Annotated in this window: 16 protein-coding genes; 10 read left to right on the forward strand and 6 right to left on the reverse strand. The window is 52.7% G+C overall.

The genetic code is table 11. From position 1 onward, the window contains the following. Positions 1-2 precede the first annotated feature (2 nt). Positions 3-461: a winged helix-turn-helix transcriptional regulator gene (locus AB4N92_RS26325; protein WP_003429427.1), complete on the reverse strand. Its 459-nt coding sequence runs from the start codon at positions 459-461 to the stop codon at positions 3-5. A 96-nt stretch (positions 462-557) separates the two neighbouring features. On the opposite strand from AB4N92_RS26325, the gene AB4N92_RS26330 reads away from it, so the two are divergent. Next, positions 558-1,505 (forward strand): aromatic alcohol reductase, encoded by a 948-nt coding sequence (locus AB4N92_RS26330; protein ID WP_003173940.1) that lies wholly within the window; start codon positions 558-560, stop codon positions 1,503-1,505. Between the two features lie 841 nt (positions 1,506-2,346). Here AB4N92_RS26330 and AB4N92_RS26335 read toward each other — a convergent pair. The 3 genes from AB4N92_RS26335 to AB4N92_RS26345 form a co-directional block, all read right to left on the reverse strand. After that, complete coding sequence (locus AB4N92_RS26335; RefSeq protein ID WP_137201204.1) at positions 2,347-2,538, reverse strand: hypothetical protein; 192 nt, start codon at positions 2,536-2,538, stop codon at positions 2,347-2,349. Between the two features lie 223 nt (positions 2,539-2,761). Next, complete coding sequence (locus AB4N92_RS26340; protein ID WP_137212332.1) at positions 2,762-3,361, reverse strand: hypothetical protein; 600 nt, start codon at positions 3,359-3,361, stop codon at positions 2,762-2,764. Beyond that, the gene (locus AB4N92_RS26345; protein ID WP_178084551.1) at positions 3,358-3,678 is read right to left on the reverse strand and encodes a hypothetical protein; all 321 of its coding nucleotides are present in this window, start codon (positions 3,676-3,678) and stop codon (positions 3,358-3,360) included. The genes AB4N92_RS26340 and AB4N92_RS26345 overlap by 4 nt, the downstream gene beginning before the upstream one ends. Positions 3,679-3,876: 198 nt before the next feature. Here AB4N92_RS26345 and AB4N92_RS26350 point away from each other — a divergent pair, with 198 nt between their 5' ends. Continuing rightward, positions 3,877-5,043, forward strand: a complete 1,167-nt coding sequence (locus AB4N92_RS26350; RefSeq protein ID WP_137212339.1) for a restriction endonuclease — start codon at positions 3,877-3,879, stop codon at positions 5,041-5,043. Between the two features lie 340 nt (positions 5,044-5,383). On the opposite strand, the gene AB4N92_RS26355 is transcribed toward AB4N92_RS26350, so the two are convergent. Then, positions 5,384-5,656 (reverse strand): hypothetical protein, encoded by a 273-nt coding sequence (locus tag AB4N92_RS26355; RefSeq protein ID WP_137212331.1) that lies wholly within the window; start codon positions 5,654-5,656, stop codon positions 5,384-5,386. A gap of 168 nt (positions 5,657-5,824) precedes the next feature. On the opposite strand from AB4N92_RS26355, the gene AB4N92_RS26360 reads away from it, so the two are divergent. From AB4N92_RS26360 to AB4N92_RS26385, 6 genes are all read left to right on the forward strand, one after another. Next, positions 5,825-6,421 (forward strand): hypothetical protein, encoded by a 597-nt coding sequence (locus AB4N92_RS26360; RefSeq protein ID WP_137212330.1) that lies wholly within the window; start codon positions 5,825-5,827, stop codon positions 6,419-6,421. Between the two features lie 492 nt (positions 6,422-6,913). After that, the gene (locus AB4N92_RS26365; protein WP_460128687.1) at positions 6,914-7,870 is read left to right on the forward strand and encodes a hypothetical protein; all 957 of its coding nucleotides are present in this window, start codon (positions 6,914-6,916) and stop codon (positions 7,868-7,870) included. Further along, positions 7,810-8,094, forward strand: a complete 285-nt coding sequence (locus tag AB4N92_RS26370; protein WP_460128690.1) for an ABC-three component system protein — start codon at positions 7,810-7,812, stop codon at positions 8,092-8,094. Before AB4N92_RS26365 ends, AB4N92_RS26370 begins: the two co-directional genes overlap by 61 nt. A gap of 233 nt (positions 8,095-8,327) precedes the next feature. Next, the gene (locus AB4N92_RS26375; protein ID WP_460130379.1) at positions 8,328-8,756 is read left to right on the forward strand and encodes a three component ABC system middle component; all 429 of its coding nucleotides are present in this window, start codon (positions 8,328-8,330) and stop codon (positions 8,754-8,756) included. Beyond that, complete coding sequence (locus tag AB4N92_RS26380; RefSeq protein ID WP_137212328.1) at positions 8,756-10,726, forward strand: DUF3732 domain-containing protein; 1,971 nt, start codon at positions 8,756-8,758, stop codon at positions 10,724-10,726. Before AB4N92_RS26375 ends, AB4N92_RS26380 begins: the two co-directional genes overlap by 1 nt. A 78-nt stretch (positions 10,727-10,804) precedes the next feature. Next, positions 10,805-11,620: a hypothetical protein gene (locus tag AB4N92_RS26385; protein WP_137212327.1), complete on the forward strand. Its 816-nt coding sequence runs from the start codon at positions 10,805-10,807 to the stop codon at positions 11,618-11,620. 169 nt (positions 11,621-11,789) lie between these two features. Here AB4N92_RS26385 and AB4N92_RS26390 read toward each other — a convergent pair whose 3' ends face one another. After that, positions 11,790-12,152, reverse strand: coding sequence for a tyrosine-type recombinase/integrase (locus AB4N92_RS26390; protein ID WP_137212338.1), 363 nt, complete (start codon positions 12,150-12,152; stop codon positions 11,790-11,792). A gap of 346 nt (positions 12,153-12,498) precedes the next feature. Here AB4N92_RS26390 and AB4N92_RS26395 point away from each other — a divergent pair, with 346 nt between their 5' ends. Together AB4N92_RS26395 and AB4N92_RS26400 are read left to right on the forward strand one after the other, a co-directional pair. After that, complete coding sequence (locus tag AB4N92_RS26395) at positions 12,499-14,403, forward strand: ATP-dependent nuclease (RefSeq protein WP_137212326.1); 1,905 nt, start codon at positions 12,499-12,501, stop codon at positions 14,401-14,403. Positions 14,404-14,446: 43 nt separating this feature from the next. Next, the gene (locus AB4N92_RS26400; protein WP_460128694.1) at positions 14,447-16,219 is read left to right on the forward strand and encodes a UvrD-helicase domain-containing protein; all 1,773 of its coding nucleotides are present in this window, start codon (positions 14,447-14,449) and stop codon (positions 16,217-16,219) included. The last annotated feature ends 114 nt before the right edge of the window (positions 16,220-16,333 follow it).

Below are 16,333 nucleotides of genomic sequence, written 5' to 3' on the forward strand. Positions count from 1 at the left end.
ATTCAGTCCGACGCGTCTGAATCTAATGGTGTCGATGGAGGTATTTGCCATGCGGGTTTTTTGTCATCCTGACTGTCGAAAATACGCCGCGCCTTGCGGAAATCCTCAACGTTCTCGACAACCCAAGTCCAGATAGGTGACATGCGGATCAACAGTCCCATACCCAGCGGCGTCAGCTCATACTCGACACGTGGCGGAATCTCACCGAACTCCCGCCGAACCACTAGCCCATCCCGCTCCATGGAGCGTAGCGTCTTGGTTAACATCCGCTGAGTCACCCCAGTCATCTGCCTTTTTATTTCGGCATGGCGCATCGTGCCGTAAACCCCCAGGGCATGCAGAATACCTAACGACCAGCGGCTACCTGCGTGAGCAAGCACTTCTCGTCTGACGCCATCATCGTCTTCTCTAAGCGTTCGGCAAATTGTTTCTGCCTGGCTGAGAGCCTCCTGATCGGTCATTTCATTCTCTGGTATCACAGGTGTGCCTTCTTACGAACGTTGCCTAATCGTGCAAGCATTTGTTCATCTTACAGGCAACAGGTCTCAGGAGAAATCATGACCGAAGTGACCCAGCTTTCCCCCCAATCCATTCTCGTTCTAGGCGCCGGTGAGCTTGGGCTGCCGGTTCTGCGCAATCTTGCGCGAGTAGCAAAGCGCGCGCCCGGCTCCACAATCAGCGTCCTGCTCAGGGATTCGACCATCAACACTCAGGTGCCCGAGAAAAAGGTCGAAATCGATGAGCTTCGAGATCTTGGCATCCAGATGGTGGCCGCAGATCTCGTGAATAATTCAATCGATCAGTTGGCTGAAGTGTTCGCACGGTTCGATACCGTAATAGGCTGCGCAGGCATGGTTGCAGGCCGGGAAACCCCGATGAAGCTGGCTACAGCAGCTCTCAAGTCCGGTGTGAAGCGCTACTTTCCTTGGCAGTTTGGTGTCGACTTCGAGGTAATCGGTCGGGGCAGTCCTCAAGATCTGTTCGATGCTCAGCTTGATGTACGCGAATTGCTTCGCGCCCAGGATAAAACTGAATGGGTAATCATCTCGACGGGTATGTTCACCAGCTTTCTATTCGAGCCAGTATTCGAGGTGGTTGACTTCGAAAACGATACCGTGAACGCGCTAGGCAGTCTTGAGACCAGCGTGACGCTCACGACTCCAGAAGACATTGGTGCGTTGACAGCGGAAATTGTTTTCTTCGAACCTCGCTTCCGCGATCAGATTGTGTACCTCTCGGGAGATACAGTGACGTACGGAGAGGTTGCGAGCCTCCTCGAACGTGTACTGGGTCGCCCGTTCAAACGTAACGTGTGGACTGTTCCGTACTTGCTCCAAGAATTGGAGAGAGACCCAACGCATCACATCAAGAAGTACCGCGCTGTGTTCGCCCAGGGCAGAGGCGTGGCCTGGCCTAAAGCAGGCACTTTCAACGCGCAGCAGTCGACTCAAGTCACGACCGCTGAGGAGTGGGCCCGTGCAAATCTGGCAACCTCATCAGCATAAGGGCAGTAGCTGAACGAACGTTCTCGCGCTCGGAGTTGACCTGCTAAAAAGCTCCTCAGTCTGATAATGGGCGCTGATAACCGAAGCTAAGGCGCGGAGAATGGGTCTGGTAATCCAAGACGACCGAATCTTTATCTTATCCGCACCATCTGCCGAGGTCTGAGGCGTCCCACTTCACTATCTATTGAGTTTTCTAAGCGCGAATTCCGAACCACGGTGACTTAACCAAGCGCTTACTAAAGCCTTGCAAATGAGCGTGGTTTTGAGGAGCACGGGGGAGAATGGTGTGGTCAAGGTGTGTCTGCCGGACGCTTACTTTGAAGATGCGAGCGAAGACGTCTGTGAGGAGTCACCCTCAGGCACCACGTCAATCGTGGTCTGCACAATTGAGGGCGGGGGTTATGAGTTGGTATTTCCTTTTATGTGTTACTCGTTCACTGAAGATGATGCGTTTTGGCTGAGCGAGGTCTTGCTTAGCGCCTGCCAAAAAAATCACGAAGCCTTAAATCGAAAGATTTCCGCACAGAATGACTGCAATGACAACGTCACGAGGTTGAACAGCCAGGAACAAACTTCATCCATGCTGCCCGTACGCAATCAAGGCAGGTAGTATGCGCCCGGCGCAGCGGTTAAGAAAATGCTCAGCAGTTGTTATGGAGCCTCCATTTCATGGAAGTCGGCGCGAGCTACATAGAGGTGTTCGACTGCCACGTACGCCAGAGGGTCAGCTCGTGAGGTAAATACGAGCCTCGCTGGCGTCTGTTCGGTGGCGCAGGCGAGGATGAAAAGCAGGTCAGCCTACTCTCGATGAGGCTCCAAACTGGCTGGCCACCCGGTATCCCTATTTCTGAACCAGATCTTTGTACTTTTCTCGAGAGGCGAGAATCTGGTCTCTGAGCTCTTCAGGATCAATCCTCATCCCACCGCGAGGTGTTGTCTTGAGAGTTTTCAAACCGTTGGCTGCCTTGATGAAGGCTCGCTCCTCTGCCTGAATCCATTCAGGACGTTTGTCTTTCCAAAATGACCATGCCATTCGCTGAGCCTCGTTCCTGAGCGGATGAGACCAGTATGTGGCAGCAGAAAGAAATGTCCAAGCTAGGTGGTGACCTTGGTCATTATGTAAGCGGAGCGCGCAGACCTGGAAGGTCGAAGGCATGAGGATGGAAGCCCGCAGGGCCAAGACCCATCGATAGACGGGGCTTGGTTTACGACAGCCATCCCCCAGAGGGGCATGCCCCAAAAATAGGATCTAACGGTTATCGAACCGCGCGCTGATCGTTCTTACGAGAAGCTACACCCATGGCGTAAAGGTCATAAGTCTTTCGCAACAACAATTCGTCATCAGACGATACATGCGCATGAATGAAGACTGTCGACAAGAAACGCTTCCGTTCGCCATTGCCAATCTCAGACCAAACCCTCGGTTGCCCTTGAGCATCTGGGACTGCCAAGCGATCAAGAAGGTACTCCTCAAGGCTATGCAACCGCTGCAAGCCATCGATCAAAATATCGCTGCTCTCAGCCATTACTCGCCCCGCAACCAAATCACACCACTCATTAGTGAGATAGCTTCCAAGATCCCCTCCAGACCACACAGAAACGATGAACCGAGCCTTTTGCCCCAGATTCCATACTACCGGGCGATGCCAAGACGGAACTGGAATGCCCATTACGAACCCTGCAGCCCAAGGATACTTCTCGTGAGCAGCAGATGGCTCGACCAGGTGTTTTTCCCAGCGAGAAACAACGACGTCAATCGGATATTGGTTGGTGCTGGTTGCCAAAATTTGACGAGGCATTCGGATGCTTGGATCTGAAGTATCGTCATCTGCGAAGCGCTGGAACTTGGAGGTCATGAATGTCCTTGGAGGAGGGGAGTGCTAAAGGTGGACGAACCATTGGTGCGGATGAAATGACGCCGCCACTCATCAACGATTGAGATGATCAGTAAGTCACGCTCTGTTGAGATTTCGATCTGCTCACCATCGACCAGCGCTTGCGCATAGCCCTCAGCGAAGGCAGCAGCTCTGTCAAAGTCCGAAGGGGAGTCAGAGGACGCGATGTGGCTGACCAAGCGCTCCCACGCCCTGCGTTGACGATGACCCTGGATGGTCTCGGCAAACGGCACGGCGCCTTTCAAGGAGCGTGCAAATGCGATCGTTGGTAGGTTCAAAACCGGTTTCTCTGGATGTCATAGATATGAAAAACGGTTCGTTTTGAGAAACCTTGAGCCGTATAGGAATTTTCTTTGTGCCGACGCAAACAGGCGCTAACCGGACGCGAACGCGTGGACGTGCTAATGGCACTCAGATATTGTCGCAAGCGTGATTACGCGCTAGCCGCGTGACGACTCATGAAAGGGATAGACGCGATGATTTACCAATGCAACGGATGCAACAGGACTACCTTCGAGATCGCATGCCCGTGGTGCATGGGCTCTCAGGTCTCGCCGTCATCAGAGCTCACGTTGCGACACCTTACGCCGCTGGATCCTTCGTTTTATCCCGACTTTCAATACAGATCTAAAGGCTTGATTCAAGACTTCTTCGGTAAGAAGAAGGAGCAAGCCCAACTGAACGATCTTCTGAACAACGTATTGAGAAAATACGCGGAGCTGAAGCAGCCATACTTTACGAACTTCATTCACACGACTCGCGAAAGCGCAGGTAGCAGCGATGACGCAGGCGTGCCCGGCCCACGTTTGGATGGTGTGTACAGCGAGAGAGAGCTGTTCAGGGAGGTCTTGATTCGCAAAGGCTTTGACGAGCTTGAAGGGCTTCCATCTCTCTTGGACAAGCTGCTGCAGACCACAGCTTTCAACTCCGACTATATGGGGTTCTCCAGAGAGCTGACCCGCCACATTCGAACTGATCTTGCCGACACCTTACGTTCTTGGATTGAAGAGGCAGGAACGACGTTCAGGTCTGACTTGGCTTTGTTCTATTACTACCTGTGGGAAAATGACGTTGCTTTCCCCAATGTTCAATTCAATCCCCAGGCGGATTCTACATCTGGTGTTCCACTCCTCCCGATACAGGTTTTTCGTAATGGCCTGAGCCTTTGCGAGGAGATTTATTTCGATATTCTCGTCGAGCGCCTGGGATCTCAGCTGGAGCATTTCAATCCTAACCAGTTCATCACCATGTACCTAGTGGACGCTATGGACGGATTTCAGTTTGAAGCCTTCCTGGTTGAAATATTCCAAACCATTGGATACGACGTTAAAGAGACCAAGAAGACGGCTGACCAAGGGGCTGATCTTTTCGTCAGCCGCTTCGGCAAAAACATGGTGATCCAGGCAAAGAACTACTCGGGCTCCGTAGGCAATGCGGCTGTGCAGCAAGCCATCTCCGCAAAAGCCTTTTATGGGTGCGACGAGGCCATGGTAGTCACGAACTCCTACTACACGAAATCAGCTAAAGAGCTGGCCAGCACAGCAGGCGTCCGGCTGATCGACAGGGACGGGCTTCAGAGCTATCTGGATGACTACAACCAGAAGCTCATCGAGGTTTTCCAGGCCGAGGAAGAAAGTGCTTAAAAGTTGGCGCCCTTCGAGGCAAAAACCTTAGCCCCGCGACGTCGGTGGGGTTTCGAGATCCGTGACAATAAAAGACGATGCTCAACCGATTGAACAGCAAGCGGAGCGCGCAAGCCGATACGGCTGGAGGCGTGAGGATGGAAGCCCGGCAGGGTCGAGACTTGGCTCCGCCAGGCTCGGTTCACGACAGCCATTCCCGCAGGGGCACGCACAAAGCCAAGCCGGTAACCCCCCAATCGCTATCTCCTCAGCAAGGATTTACACGGTTTCCGGCCCGTAATGATCACCCATCCATGATGAAGGTCTCGCAGAGCCGATTGCACAGAGCAGAGGCGGGAAATCATACGTCATTTCTCGAGAGGTCAGTAAGTGCTGAGGCTAACGCGGTCGCCTGCTTAGGCGTGAACCTAAAGCGCGACTCATCGATTTTGATAGAAATTACGCCATTGGATTCTGTATCCAGGAGAACTGCGTAGCTGTTGTCATCGTCTATGACTTCACCCTCGGCAATGCCGGGCCGAGTGAAGATGGCGAGCCTAACTTCGTCCAACTCGCCCTCGGGCGAACCATCCTTGAACGTGAAGAATCTGTTCGGCGGCAGTTTTGTACTCATGGTCTCGATAGTCCTCAGAAAATATGTCGCATGACTATTTAAACGGAGGCGAAATTCGAAACTTGAGTGGTGGGATTAAAAAGACATCTGCCTGAAAAGTAATTTTGCGCAGCGCTAAAGTTTTGCTCGAAAAAATCCGTTTAAGTTTGTATTTCACGGAAAAGGGCTGTGTTGGAAATGATGAAAGAGCATGATTCTGCAGAAACTATTAGATTCAGGGCCGAGCGCGAATTTTTATCTCATGAAGACGAAGGTGAAGGTGAAGGTGAAGGTGAAGGTGAGGAAGCTAGGTGGTTCGAAGCATCTGTTGAACTCGCAAATAGCCACATAAAGCTCGTCCTAGACGGGTCTGAATATGACTTCACTGCTCAGCAATGCGGGGAGCTAGCTGATGGGCTGTCGACCTTGGTCAAAACGCTCTATCAACGGAGCGCAATCCTCACTGGTATCCCTAATCCGCTGATATTGGATTTTGGTAAGCTATTTCACCAACTGATTGTGTCTCGTACTCAGTCCACACAGCAGGATTGGTTGTGCAATCACGGGTACGACTTGGACGGAATGTTCTTTGGAGCATCTGGATCGTTTCGCTATCCAGATTCGCAAAGCTATTTTCAGCTTTTCATAGGGGTGAACGGCGAGCTATTCGTACCGATCTTGGGGATCGAAGATAGGGTATTCAAGTTCAGCGTTGAGGACGCTTCGTGGTTGTTTGAGCAGCTGTGCGTGGGAGGATACTTGCTAGCTCGGATTGAGAGTTCGTGAGAGGAGTAGCCTACTTCTGCATGGATAACCGAGCATGGCTCATGCTCACGTTTGAAAAACCATCAACCTCTGGGTGGAGCAGAGCAGTTGCAACTGTCGGCTAAATGGGTGCAGTCAGGTTCAGCCTCCACTCGACAATACTGTGGGCTGTGGGGCAAGCGAGGCGCGCAGGTGTATCGGACGAACACCCATAGGGCCAATGTCATTCTAACGACGGTTTTCACCAGATACGTAACTAGGCTAACATGATGGCGATTTGGAATTGCCAGTTAGACCTGTGAGCATCCATACCCGTTGCTCAAGGACTAAGAACCGATGTCAAAAGGCCGTGTCACCCATTTGGGCCGTTGCGAATTCAGACTTTGCAACCTCACCCCCTTGTTGGGGACGCTCCGATTGCACTTCGAGAGCGCGCACAATCCACCGCGTAGACACTGAGAAATCAGATTCAGGCTGCAGTGGTCTCGAACGAACGATTCAGGACGAAAGTGTATGGATAAGGAAAGCATCACGGTAGTGAGAGAAAATCCCTCTCTGAAATCGAGCAGACCTGGCTCTTACCTTGGGTACTCACTGCAGTCCACCCGGATGTGCCTACATCTGTGCGAGGCGCCACGGGGCTCGTTCGTTGCGTTAGAAGTTTTAGACGACGTTGACGTTGAATATGCTGACGGCAAGAAAATGGTTGAGCAATCCAAGAGCGGTATTGCTACTAACCCCATTGCCAATTTCTCTAAAGATTTGTGGAAGACTTTTTCTAACTGGATCGATGCTATTGAGGCGGGTGTAATCGACCTTGGAAAAACTCGCTTCCGTCTCTATGTATTGCAAAGGAAAGAGGGTGCGTTCGCGCACGATCTGCATTACGCGCATACCAAGCCTCAGGTCGAGCACGTGGTACGCGAGATTCGTCAATCCTTTCAAGACGAGCAGCCAGCGGGCTGCAAGCCATATATCGAGAAATTCTTAAGCTACGATCCTGACAAGCGTGCGAATTTGGTCATGGCGTTTGAGCTCGAAACAGGGAATGACCAACTGGTTGAAGGGATCAAGGGCTACCTATCTCTAGCCGTGCCAGATGACCTTCTGGAAGATGCCTGTCATGCAGCAATCGGGTGGGTGAAAAACACCTCAGACGTACTGATTGCAGGCGGTCAGCTAGCAGTGCTCGCTCGTTCGCAGTTCAGCGATTGGATGTCGACCTACAATAGCCGTTTCTCGTTTAACCATCTTCTGAAATACACGCTGCCTCCACCGACAGCCCAGGAGATCGAAGAGGGTCGGCCGTACGCCCTTACGCTGATTCGTCAGCTTGAGCTGATTGAAATGGAACAGGACAGCGCCGATGCCATGTCGGACTACTTGCAGTCGACAACCAATAAGGTGCGGTGGGGGGAACGAGGTCTGGTCTACGAGCCGGAATTCAACGACTTCAAAAAAGCTTGCTGAAAAAGTGGCAGTTTTTCAGTAAGGAAATTCGTCTGCTCTCCATCTACGCTACCGCTTCGGACGTCGACAAAGGCCAGCTGCTGCACCTCAGATGCATGGTGGACAACGCCAAACTTAACGACGTCGACTCCCCGGGTTTTTTCGTTCGCGGGACTTACCACGATTTTTCAAACCGTAAAGACATTGGATGGCACCCCCAATTCAATGATTTGATCGATGACTGATTTTCGATATGTGCTGGACTGAGCCGCTTCTGTCGAACCCGCAGGCGAAGCAAATACATTGAATATGCATATGCACTTCGCGCCCCCCTAAAGGTCGCCGTTTGCGCAGTGCGACCAACCACAATAAGTCCAACAGGTTGACCAGGATGGAGCCTACAAAACTATACGGCAAGGCGAACAATAGCCTTGATGAGGTGTACTTGGTGCAGAACCCTGCACTCGGTGCGATTCTGATGTGGGAGTTTGTTAAAGGGTTCGTCCGTCAGAGCGCCGGTCGTTTGCCGGAGCTGCCTTTACTCTTCGCTGTGTTACCGATTGTGTTTAACGAAACGCTCAGGACAGTAATGTCAGGGACAAATCCCTCTTCCGGATTGCGACTGTTCGCATCGAAATTCTCCAGGGATCAAGAGGTGCTTCTGACATTGCAACGAAGGATGCTGATGCTGCGACCCACGTCCCTGTCCAGTTTGTCTATCGCACTTGAGTGCGGTTTGCTGACACTCAACGTAACTTCCGCTTCAGTTGACTGCACGACCAAGCGATATCCCTCAACGACTCCACTGGCTGTCAGGGAGCTTGGGAAGCACGCTGACAAGCTAGGCGGGTGGTGTGGTTCGCTAACTCTTCAGGAAGTCCAGGCTGCACTACGGATAGGTTTTTAATGAAACTCCAGATCATAAAATTGATTTTGTGGCCAAAAAACGGCCTTCAGTATCGAGAGTTGACGTTCACGCCCGGAGCAGTGAACGTGATCAGCGGTTCGTCAAAGGCAGGGAAGTCGGCGGTTATTCCGATTATCGATTACTGCCTAGCGTCGGAAAAATGTGGGATTCCTGTTGGAACTATTCGCAATACCTGCGGGTGGTTTGGTCTGCTCGTGGATACGGACGAAGGACTCAAGCTTTTCGCACGTGCTGAACCGGGCAAGCAACGATCAACGGATGATATGTTCGCCCTGGAAGGTGATCAGATTTCTATACCTGAAAGGATTGAGGGCAAAAACACAAACCGAAGCAGTGTGAAGGACATCCTGAACAGGTTGTCGGGCCTGCCGAATCTTGGTTTTGGAGACGACGTTCGCTACGGATTCAAAACCCGTCCGAGCTTCCGAGATTTGATGGCGTTCACCTTCCAGCCGCAAAACATAGTGGCTAACCCTGACGTCCTTTTCTACAAGGCTGATACCACAGGCCACCGTGAGAAGCTCAAGGACATTTTTCCGTTCATTCTGGGTGCCGTCACCTCTCAAACGCTGGTTGCATCTTGGGAAATGAAAGATCTTGAGCGTCAGCAGAAGCAGCTGCAGTCAGAGCTCAAAACGCTCGCTGATGCATCTGCGCGGTTGCGCTCCGAGGCTCGCAGTTGGTATTACCAAGCTCGAGAGTACGGGCTAGTACCGAACAATGCGGTGCTCTCGGAGGATTGGACTACCGCGATTCAGCAGCTCAGTTCGATCCTGCAGAAAACCTCTCGCGATGCAGCACCCAAGTTCGAGGCGCTTCAGGCTTCGATCACGACCATAGGCGAATTGAGAAAGCGGGAAGACGTCATCGCCGCGAACCTGTTTACCGGTCGTCAAAAGCTTAACGAGCTGACCCGCATTCGGGGGGATGCCAACGCTTACCTCAAGGCGCTTGATACCATGAAAGAGCGGCTGTCGCTCTCGACGTGGCTGAAAGACTTAGTTGTCGAGCAATCGTCCCCCTGTATTCTGGGATCACAAACTTTGTCAGCGTCTAGTGAATTAGACGCATTGTGTAAGGCACTGCATGGCATAGAGACGCTCTCGGAACAAACGCCCGTAGTATCTGCTTCGGTTGAAAGTGAGCTCGTCCGGCTACGCAGCGCGGTGCGCATCGATGCTGAGGAGCTCGAAGCAATTAAAACAGAGATCAAGGCCATTGAAGCCCTCGACACTCAGGCCAAAGGTCAGGCTCTGCGCCAGTCCGACATCGATCGATATCTTGGTCGGCTCCAGGAGGCTGTTCGGAATTATGAAACGGCGCAACAGGACGAGGGCTTGGCAAAACGGCTGAATGAGGTTGAGAACAAGATAGCAGCCCTAGCACCATCGATTTCTGTTGACCAAGTGCGAGATAAAACTCGCAAGATCTTGAACACACTGAGTGATTACTGCGCCCAGATAACGCCGGTTCTTGATGCCGAGTGGAAGGATGCCCGAATCGGTCTATCGATCACTGACCTTGCGATCAAGGTGCGCCATGATGGGCGTGATGATTTTCTATGGGAGATCGGTAGTGGCGCAAACTGGCTCGCATACCATGTCGCGATGCTGCTGGCCTTGCAGAAACTGTTCTTGGCTAAGAAAACCGTTGAGCATCCAGTACCTCACTTTCTGATTTTCGACCAGCCTAGTCAGGTGTACTTTCCAGTAAAGCGCGCCGCCCAGACTGACGAGGAGCATGAGCTTGACGACGAAGACCGAATAGCCGTGCGCAAGGTTTTCAGGGCCTTGGCTACAGCAGTCAACAGCTCGGAAGGTCGCCTACAAATTATCGTTCTCGATCATGCCGATGAAGGTGTTTGGGGCGGAATTCCTAACGTGGTACTCACTGAAGAATGGCGCGATAAGAAGCTCGTACCGCCTTGGTTTGAGTTACCTAGCTCCTAAGTTGTAAGTAGCCGCAAGAATGTTGGTTTTCGCATGCATTTGAGAACCTTGAGCCCATGAAGTTGAGTCCCTTTTAGCATGTCTATTGATATCGATAAATCTCAGGCAGATCTCGTCAGACGTTTCGTCCTGAGTGTGACTATCCCCATCCTCCATGAGATAGGGCATTCCGCTGCAGTTGTGGCTACGGGAACACTTTTCAAAATTGCAAATCGCTCGTTCATCATCACAGTAAGGCACCTCTTCGACCAAGTCAGTGATCTGACTTTATTGGCTTATCCAGAGAATCCATTGAAAGGTGCACTGCGTACCTTCGGTGATATGAAATTGTATAAGCCTGACGATGACAAGATCGACGTAGCAGTCATTGAGCTGCACTCCCAGGAGACAATCGCTCGCTTGGAGGCAAGATGGCAGTTCCTGACGCTTCAGAACGTTGCCTCGCCTTCGGCCAACCCCGAAAATGGGGCGGTCTTCGTCGCGGGATATCCCGTCGCTCTTACAGGCGAAAATAATGGCTGGACTCATGGTAGCTTTCTGACTGCATACACGCAGCGGCGCCCTGACGTTCCAACTGATTTAAAGGAGCCTTACATTGAGGGATTGGACTTATTTTTCGACTATGGCCGTGAGGCCCAGGCGTTGGACGGTCAATCAGTATTTACTCCTGATTTGGAAGGTGTAAGTGGTGGCTCCGTTTGGGAGCTCGTTGAGTCTCAGTCCATTATTTGGTCGGCGGTAGACAATGTACGTGTTGTGGGAGTCCAGTCCTCTTTCCGCCACTCCGACTTCACTCGGGCTAAGAACTGGTGGGCCGTTGCAAAAGTGCTTGAGCAGATAGACGAAAGGCTGGCTAGCGAAGTCCGAGCAAGGCTTGATAGCAATCTTTCTTGACTATCGCCCTAACAACTTCGATCGATAAATGACTTCGTTGTACGCTTACCCTGGATGGAGAGCTAAGGTCGGGATGGACGATTAGTTGTAAAGTGCTGCCATGGCACGCAGGTCTTTGTAAACATATCTTCGTGCAGCAGAAACATGGAAGTTGCAGCCGGGGCAGGCGTCAGGGGTGACTCAATTGTGTTGCCCCTGGCCGCACTGCAAACCCTCCAAACGACATGCCAGCGTCAACGTACCGGAGAGCTGACTTCATATCCTTCCAGCCCACATAGCTCATCAGCCCTTTGATGTCCCACCCATTGGCGGACGCCCAGGTCGCAAAGCCTCGCCGCATTGAGTGGCTGCTATACAGTTCCGCTGGCAATCCTGCCTCTTTGAAAATGCGGCGTAGCACGGGTATCAGGCTATGCGGCTGCATAGCTTTGCCTGACAGGTTGCCCCAGCGATCAATCCGCTGGAACACCGGGCCTTTAGCGATCCCGGCAACCGTTATCCAATTGATATAGGCCTCCACGGGGCAAAGCATTGTGAGCGCCGGCGTCTGGAACGTAGTTCCTTCATGCTGTCGGTCACCCTTGGTGTAGGGCAGGAAAAAGGTAATGCCTTGACCACTTATGGCATGGGTAGCCAACGATCCCTGCGCAGTTCGTGAGGAGGGGCGCTAATGTACCCAAGAGTTAGTCAAGCAGCAGACTTGCGTACCCTTATTTCCGCTTTGAAAAGAGCGCTAAAGCCCAATCACCTCGTAGGCCCCGATAGCCAACCGGTGTAACGTATTGCCAATTCGCAGCCAAGGGTCGTTCATCGAGGCCTGCGCTATCCAGTCGCGGTCTCTGCCTGCCAGCGGATGACTCTAAACAGAAGGGATTCTCATGTATCTGCGTGCTTTGAACGTTAGAGGTTTCAAGTGCTTTGGTGAACCCTTCACTATCGAACTTCACGACGGGCTGAACGTGTTGGTGGGCGAAAACGGCGCAGGCAAGACCGGTGTAATTAGCGCGGTGCGTCAGCTATTCAATGACTCGGAGTCGGGGAAACGAATCATCGGTGAGCAGGATTTCTACAAGGGTTTTGAGGCAGGTGCTTTCGCCTCGGTGGAGCTCCAGATCCAGGCCACGTTTTCCGACCTTGATGATAAGGATGCCACTGCCTTTAATGAATGGTGCGGGAACCATGACGAAGCGAAGCTCACTTTCATTGCCAAAAACCAAGAGTCACGTGGACGCTTCAAGTATCACACTTATGGTGGGCACGAATTCACCCAGCCCCTAGACCCTGAAACACTCGACTTGATTCACTGTGTTTATCTGCCGCCACTACGTGACGCAGAGAGCAAGCTCCGAGAGGGGCGCCAATCACGCTTGGCCAGACTGTTGAAGGCCCTATGTCGGAAAGAGTTGGACGCTGCCAGAAAGGCCGGTACTCAAACTGCGCTGGAGCAGCGCGTTGGCGACTTCAACCGCGAGCTTTCTCAGAGCGACGACTTTGCCATCAAACTGGCCAACCAACGCATCGGTGAAAGCCTGAAGGCCGCGCTCGGAATGCATCTGTCCCAAAGCACATTGATCCAATTCTCCGAGGTGAGCTTCTCCCGTATCGTTGAAGGTTTGAGACTGCTTTATTTCCCCGACCTCACAAATGCCGACCCCACCCAGTTCCGATCTCTAGGGGAGAACAGCCTGGGGTACAACAACTTATTGTACATTGCATCCATCCTCGCGGAGCTCGTCCTCGAGGTAGAGGAGGGGCGTGGTGAAGAGACCTACCTGCGGCTGCTGCTCATCGAGGAACCGGAGGCGCACCTACACCCGCAGCTCCAACTACGGTTGCTACGACACCTCAAAACGGAGGCAGAAGCGCGAGGTATCCAGGTCATCATCACAACCCACTCAACTGTGATTTCGGCTGCGGTGTCTGTGGAGCACCTGATTCACCTCTCCAATGAAGGCATGCCAATAGCCGTTCCTCTGAGAAAAACAGGGCTTCCTGAGCAGAGCCGGCGTTTTGTAGATCGCTGGCTCGACGTCACCAAGTCAAATCTTCTTTTCTCAAAAGGCGCGATCCTCGTCGAAGGAATTGCAGAGGCAATCGTTGTCCCCGAGCTGGCTAGGATCGTCTTGCATGCTCAAGGGAGGGGCAGGGACTCTTTGGACGATTACGGCGTGTCCGTCATCAACCTTGGCGGTATCTACTTCAAGCATTTCATGCAGCTGTTCTGCGATGTCACGGGCGCCCAGCCTGGTGGTAATGTGCCTATCAGGTGCGCCGGACTCACGGACAATGACCCTTCAAAATCTCTCTCGATCATTGACGATGGCGAAGGCGGGGAAAAACCAATTCCATTCCTTCCGCATGCCGAAGATCACCGGCTGGGAAACAATCCGGCATTGGAGCTTCAGGGGCCGATCAATCAGTCTCAATTCGCACGGTTGTTCGCCGGCAAGTACAAGACCTTCGAGTACGACATTGCGCTGGAGGGCGGCAACCTTACGACCATGCTGAATGTGGCAGCAGATCTCTGGCCCGTTCAGGATGGCAAGGTGGCCGGGAATTTGAGGGAAGATGCAAAACGGGATTTCGCCTCCATGTCCTCTGCTGACAAAGCCCCTTTTGCTGGCGCTTTGCTCGCCAGGCTCGACTCCGAAGAGATCGGCAAGGGGTTGTACGCCCAAGCGCTCGCGGACGCGCTCTTGGCGCGCCCAGCTGATTTCGTCGTGCCGGAGTACATCCGACTGGGCATCCTTTGGGCCTGTGGACTGGAAGATGGACAGGCATGATCGCTCGAGTTGCTGAAGAACCCCCACGCAGGGTGCTCCCCCAATGAACTTCACCCAGGAACAGTTGGATTATCTCGCCTCACCGCTCGATAGGCACGTTTACCTCAAGGCCTGCCCGGGCAGCGGAAAGACGGAAGTGGTTGCCGCGATGGTGGCCAAAATAGTCCAAGAATGGTCTCGGTCACCATCGGGCATCGCAGTCCTGACGTTCTCCAACAGTGCCACGGACGAACTCAGGAACAGGGTTCATAGGTACCTGGGGGAGCCGATCGGCAAACCTCATCTAATCGCTACGTTCGACAGCTTTGTGCTGAACCGGCTGGTGGCGAGCATTGCCAGTGAGATGACGGGATATACCGGCAGGGAGGGTGACTTTCGCATTCGGATTCTGGACAAAGCAGCGAACATCTATCGCACGCGAAATAGCATTTGCAATCGTTGGATCTCTGCGTGCAAATACGACTACGACCTTGGAACGACCAAGTTCGTATTTTCCACTGGCGAACGCGGCCTCGATAAGCAACTGAACGCCGAAACCCTTAATCATGATACCTGCAAAGATCTTATTGCCACTAAGAAGCGGCTGTGGCGAGGAGGTTTTGCCACTTTTGGTGACATCGACATGCTTGCCCTGAAGGCATTCAAGGATAGGAAATTCGACCCCTATTTTTCGCGGATCGCGCGCCGGTTTCCTCTGCTCATCGTGGACGAATGCCAGGATCTCTCTACAGAGCAACTGCGAATCGTGGAGCATCTCGCACGGTTCGGTATGGCGTTCCATTTCGTGGGTGATCTGAACCAGTCAATCTATGGCTTTCGCAAGTCAAACCCAGAGAATGTCACCGACCTCATGGTCAAGCTGAAATTCGACCCGTATGAGCTCAAGTCGAACTGGCGGAGTGGACAGGTCATAGTCGATCTGTGTACCAACATCCTTGGCGGCGAACGGATCATGGGCAATGCAGATATTCCTTCCCTGCAACCACGGATACTCGAATATGAAGTGTGCCCCTCTGAGCTGCTGCCTACGATTCGCACCATGACACAGGGGTACACCAAAGTGGTACTGGTGGCCCGAGGTCATACGACCCTGCAGCGTTTACGTAATGGTGAGACCTTCGAAGGCATCGAACTATTGGCAGTCGCGTGCATCAGCGCCAACACAGGTAACCTTAAGGACATCAAGCAAAGCCTGAGGACGTTTGCAAAGTGGCTGGCCGAAAAGCTCGAGCTGCAGGTCACCAAAGTCGGCCCCTATTGCCCCATTGTCATGGAGTCCAAGCTTGTTTGGCGGAAATTCCTCCATGAAAGCCTGAAATTCATGGTCGCCAATGGTGCTGGCAAGTCCGATCAGACTTGGTCTGCTTGGGTGCGCACTGCAAAGCTGGCGATCCGACGGCTCCCGAATCAACCTTTCGTACCTGTGGAGTTACTGGAGGAGCTGGATGTCCTGAAAAACTTGAACCTTGTGGCTCGCAAAGGGCAGGGTGATAAGCCAGTCTCCGTGCGAGTGTTGAGCCAAGAGGTACTGGAGGGGCCACCAGACACGTTGCGCTACGAAACTATTCACCAGGTGAAGGGCGAAACTCACGATGTCACTGTGGTGGTTTCGTCCCAACAGCCCGGGCCGCACCAGTCTCATTGGCAAGACTGGTTGCGAGATCGCGGATCGGAAGCCGCAAGGTTCGCTTATGTGGCGAGTTCCAGGCCCCAGCATATGTTGATTTGGGCGGTAAAAAAGCTCAAAGAAGAGGATCGACCTGTACTGGCACAATTGGGTTTTGAAGTACCGCCCCCCCCCGATAACCGTCCCTAAACGAGCACATTTGCGATCCCCTCGTTAAATCTAATCACCATTTAGGTCGTTCACTCATGCTGGGCGCGCTGTGCAAAACTTCTGGGGCATGCTTTCGTCAACTTGGCCTTTTGA

The sequence above is a fragment of the Pseudomonas sp. S3_A09 genome, assembly GCF_054668065.1.

What these genes read in the sequence shown, in the direction of transcription:
- AB4N92_RS26365 (WP_460128687.1), top strand. Translation starts at nt 6,914, where the DNA reads ATGGATAAGGAAAGCATCACGGTAGTGAGAGAAAATCCCTCTCTGAAA.
- AB4N92_RS26325 (WP_003429427.1), bottom strand. Translation starts at nt 461, where the DNA reads ATGACCGATCAGGAGGCTCTCAGCCAGGCAGAAACAATTTGCCGAACG.
- AB4N92_RS26395 (WP_137212326.1), top strand. Translation starts at nt 12,499, where the DNA reads ATGTATCTGCGTGCTTTGAACGTTAGAGGTTTCAAGTGCTTTGGTGAA.
- AB4N92_RS26390 (WP_137212338.1), bottom strand. Translation starts at nt 12,152, where the DNA reads ATGCTTTGCCCCGTGGAGGCCTATATCAATTGGATAACGGTTGCCGGG.
- AB4N92_RS26355 (WP_137212331.1), bottom strand. Translation starts at nt 5,656, where the DNA reads ATGAGTACAAAACTGCCGCCGAACAGATTCTTCACGTTCAAGGATGGT.
- AB4N92_RS26340 (WP_137212332.1), bottom strand. Translation starts at nt 3,361, where the DNA reads ATGACCTCCAAGTTCCAGCGCTTCGCAGATGACGATACTTCAGATCCA.
- AB4N92_RS26400 (WP_460128694.1), top strand. Translation starts at nt 14,447, where the DNA reads ATGAACTTCACCCAGGAACAGTTGGATTATCTCGCCTCACCGCTCGAT.
- AB4N92_RS26335 (WP_137201204.1), bottom strand. Translation starts at nt 2,538, where the DNA reads ATGGCATGGTCATTTTGGAAAGACAAACGTCCTGAATGGATTCAGGCA.
- AB4N92_RS26350 (WP_137212339.1), top strand. Translation starts at nt 3,877, where the DNA reads ATGATTTACCAATGCAACGGATGCAACAGGACTACCTTCGAGATCGCA.
- AB4N92_RS26380 (WP_137212328.1), top strand. Translation starts at nt 8,756, where the DNA reads ATGAAACTCCAGATCATAAAATTGATTTTGTGGCCAAAAAACGGCCTT.
- AB4N92_RS26385 (WP_137212327.1), top strand. Translation starts at nt 10,805, where the DNA reads ATGTCTATTGATATCGATAAATCTCAGGCAGATCTCGTCAGACGTTTC.
- AB4N92_RS26375 (WP_460130379.1), top strand. Translation starts at nt 8,328, where the DNA reads ATGTGGGAGTTTGTTAAAGGGTTCGTCCGTCAGAGCGCCGGTCGTTTG.
- AB4N92_RS26330 (WP_003173940.1), top strand. Translation starts at nt 558, where the DNA reads ATGACCGAAGTGACCCAGCTTTCCCCCCAATCCATTCTCGTTCTAGGC.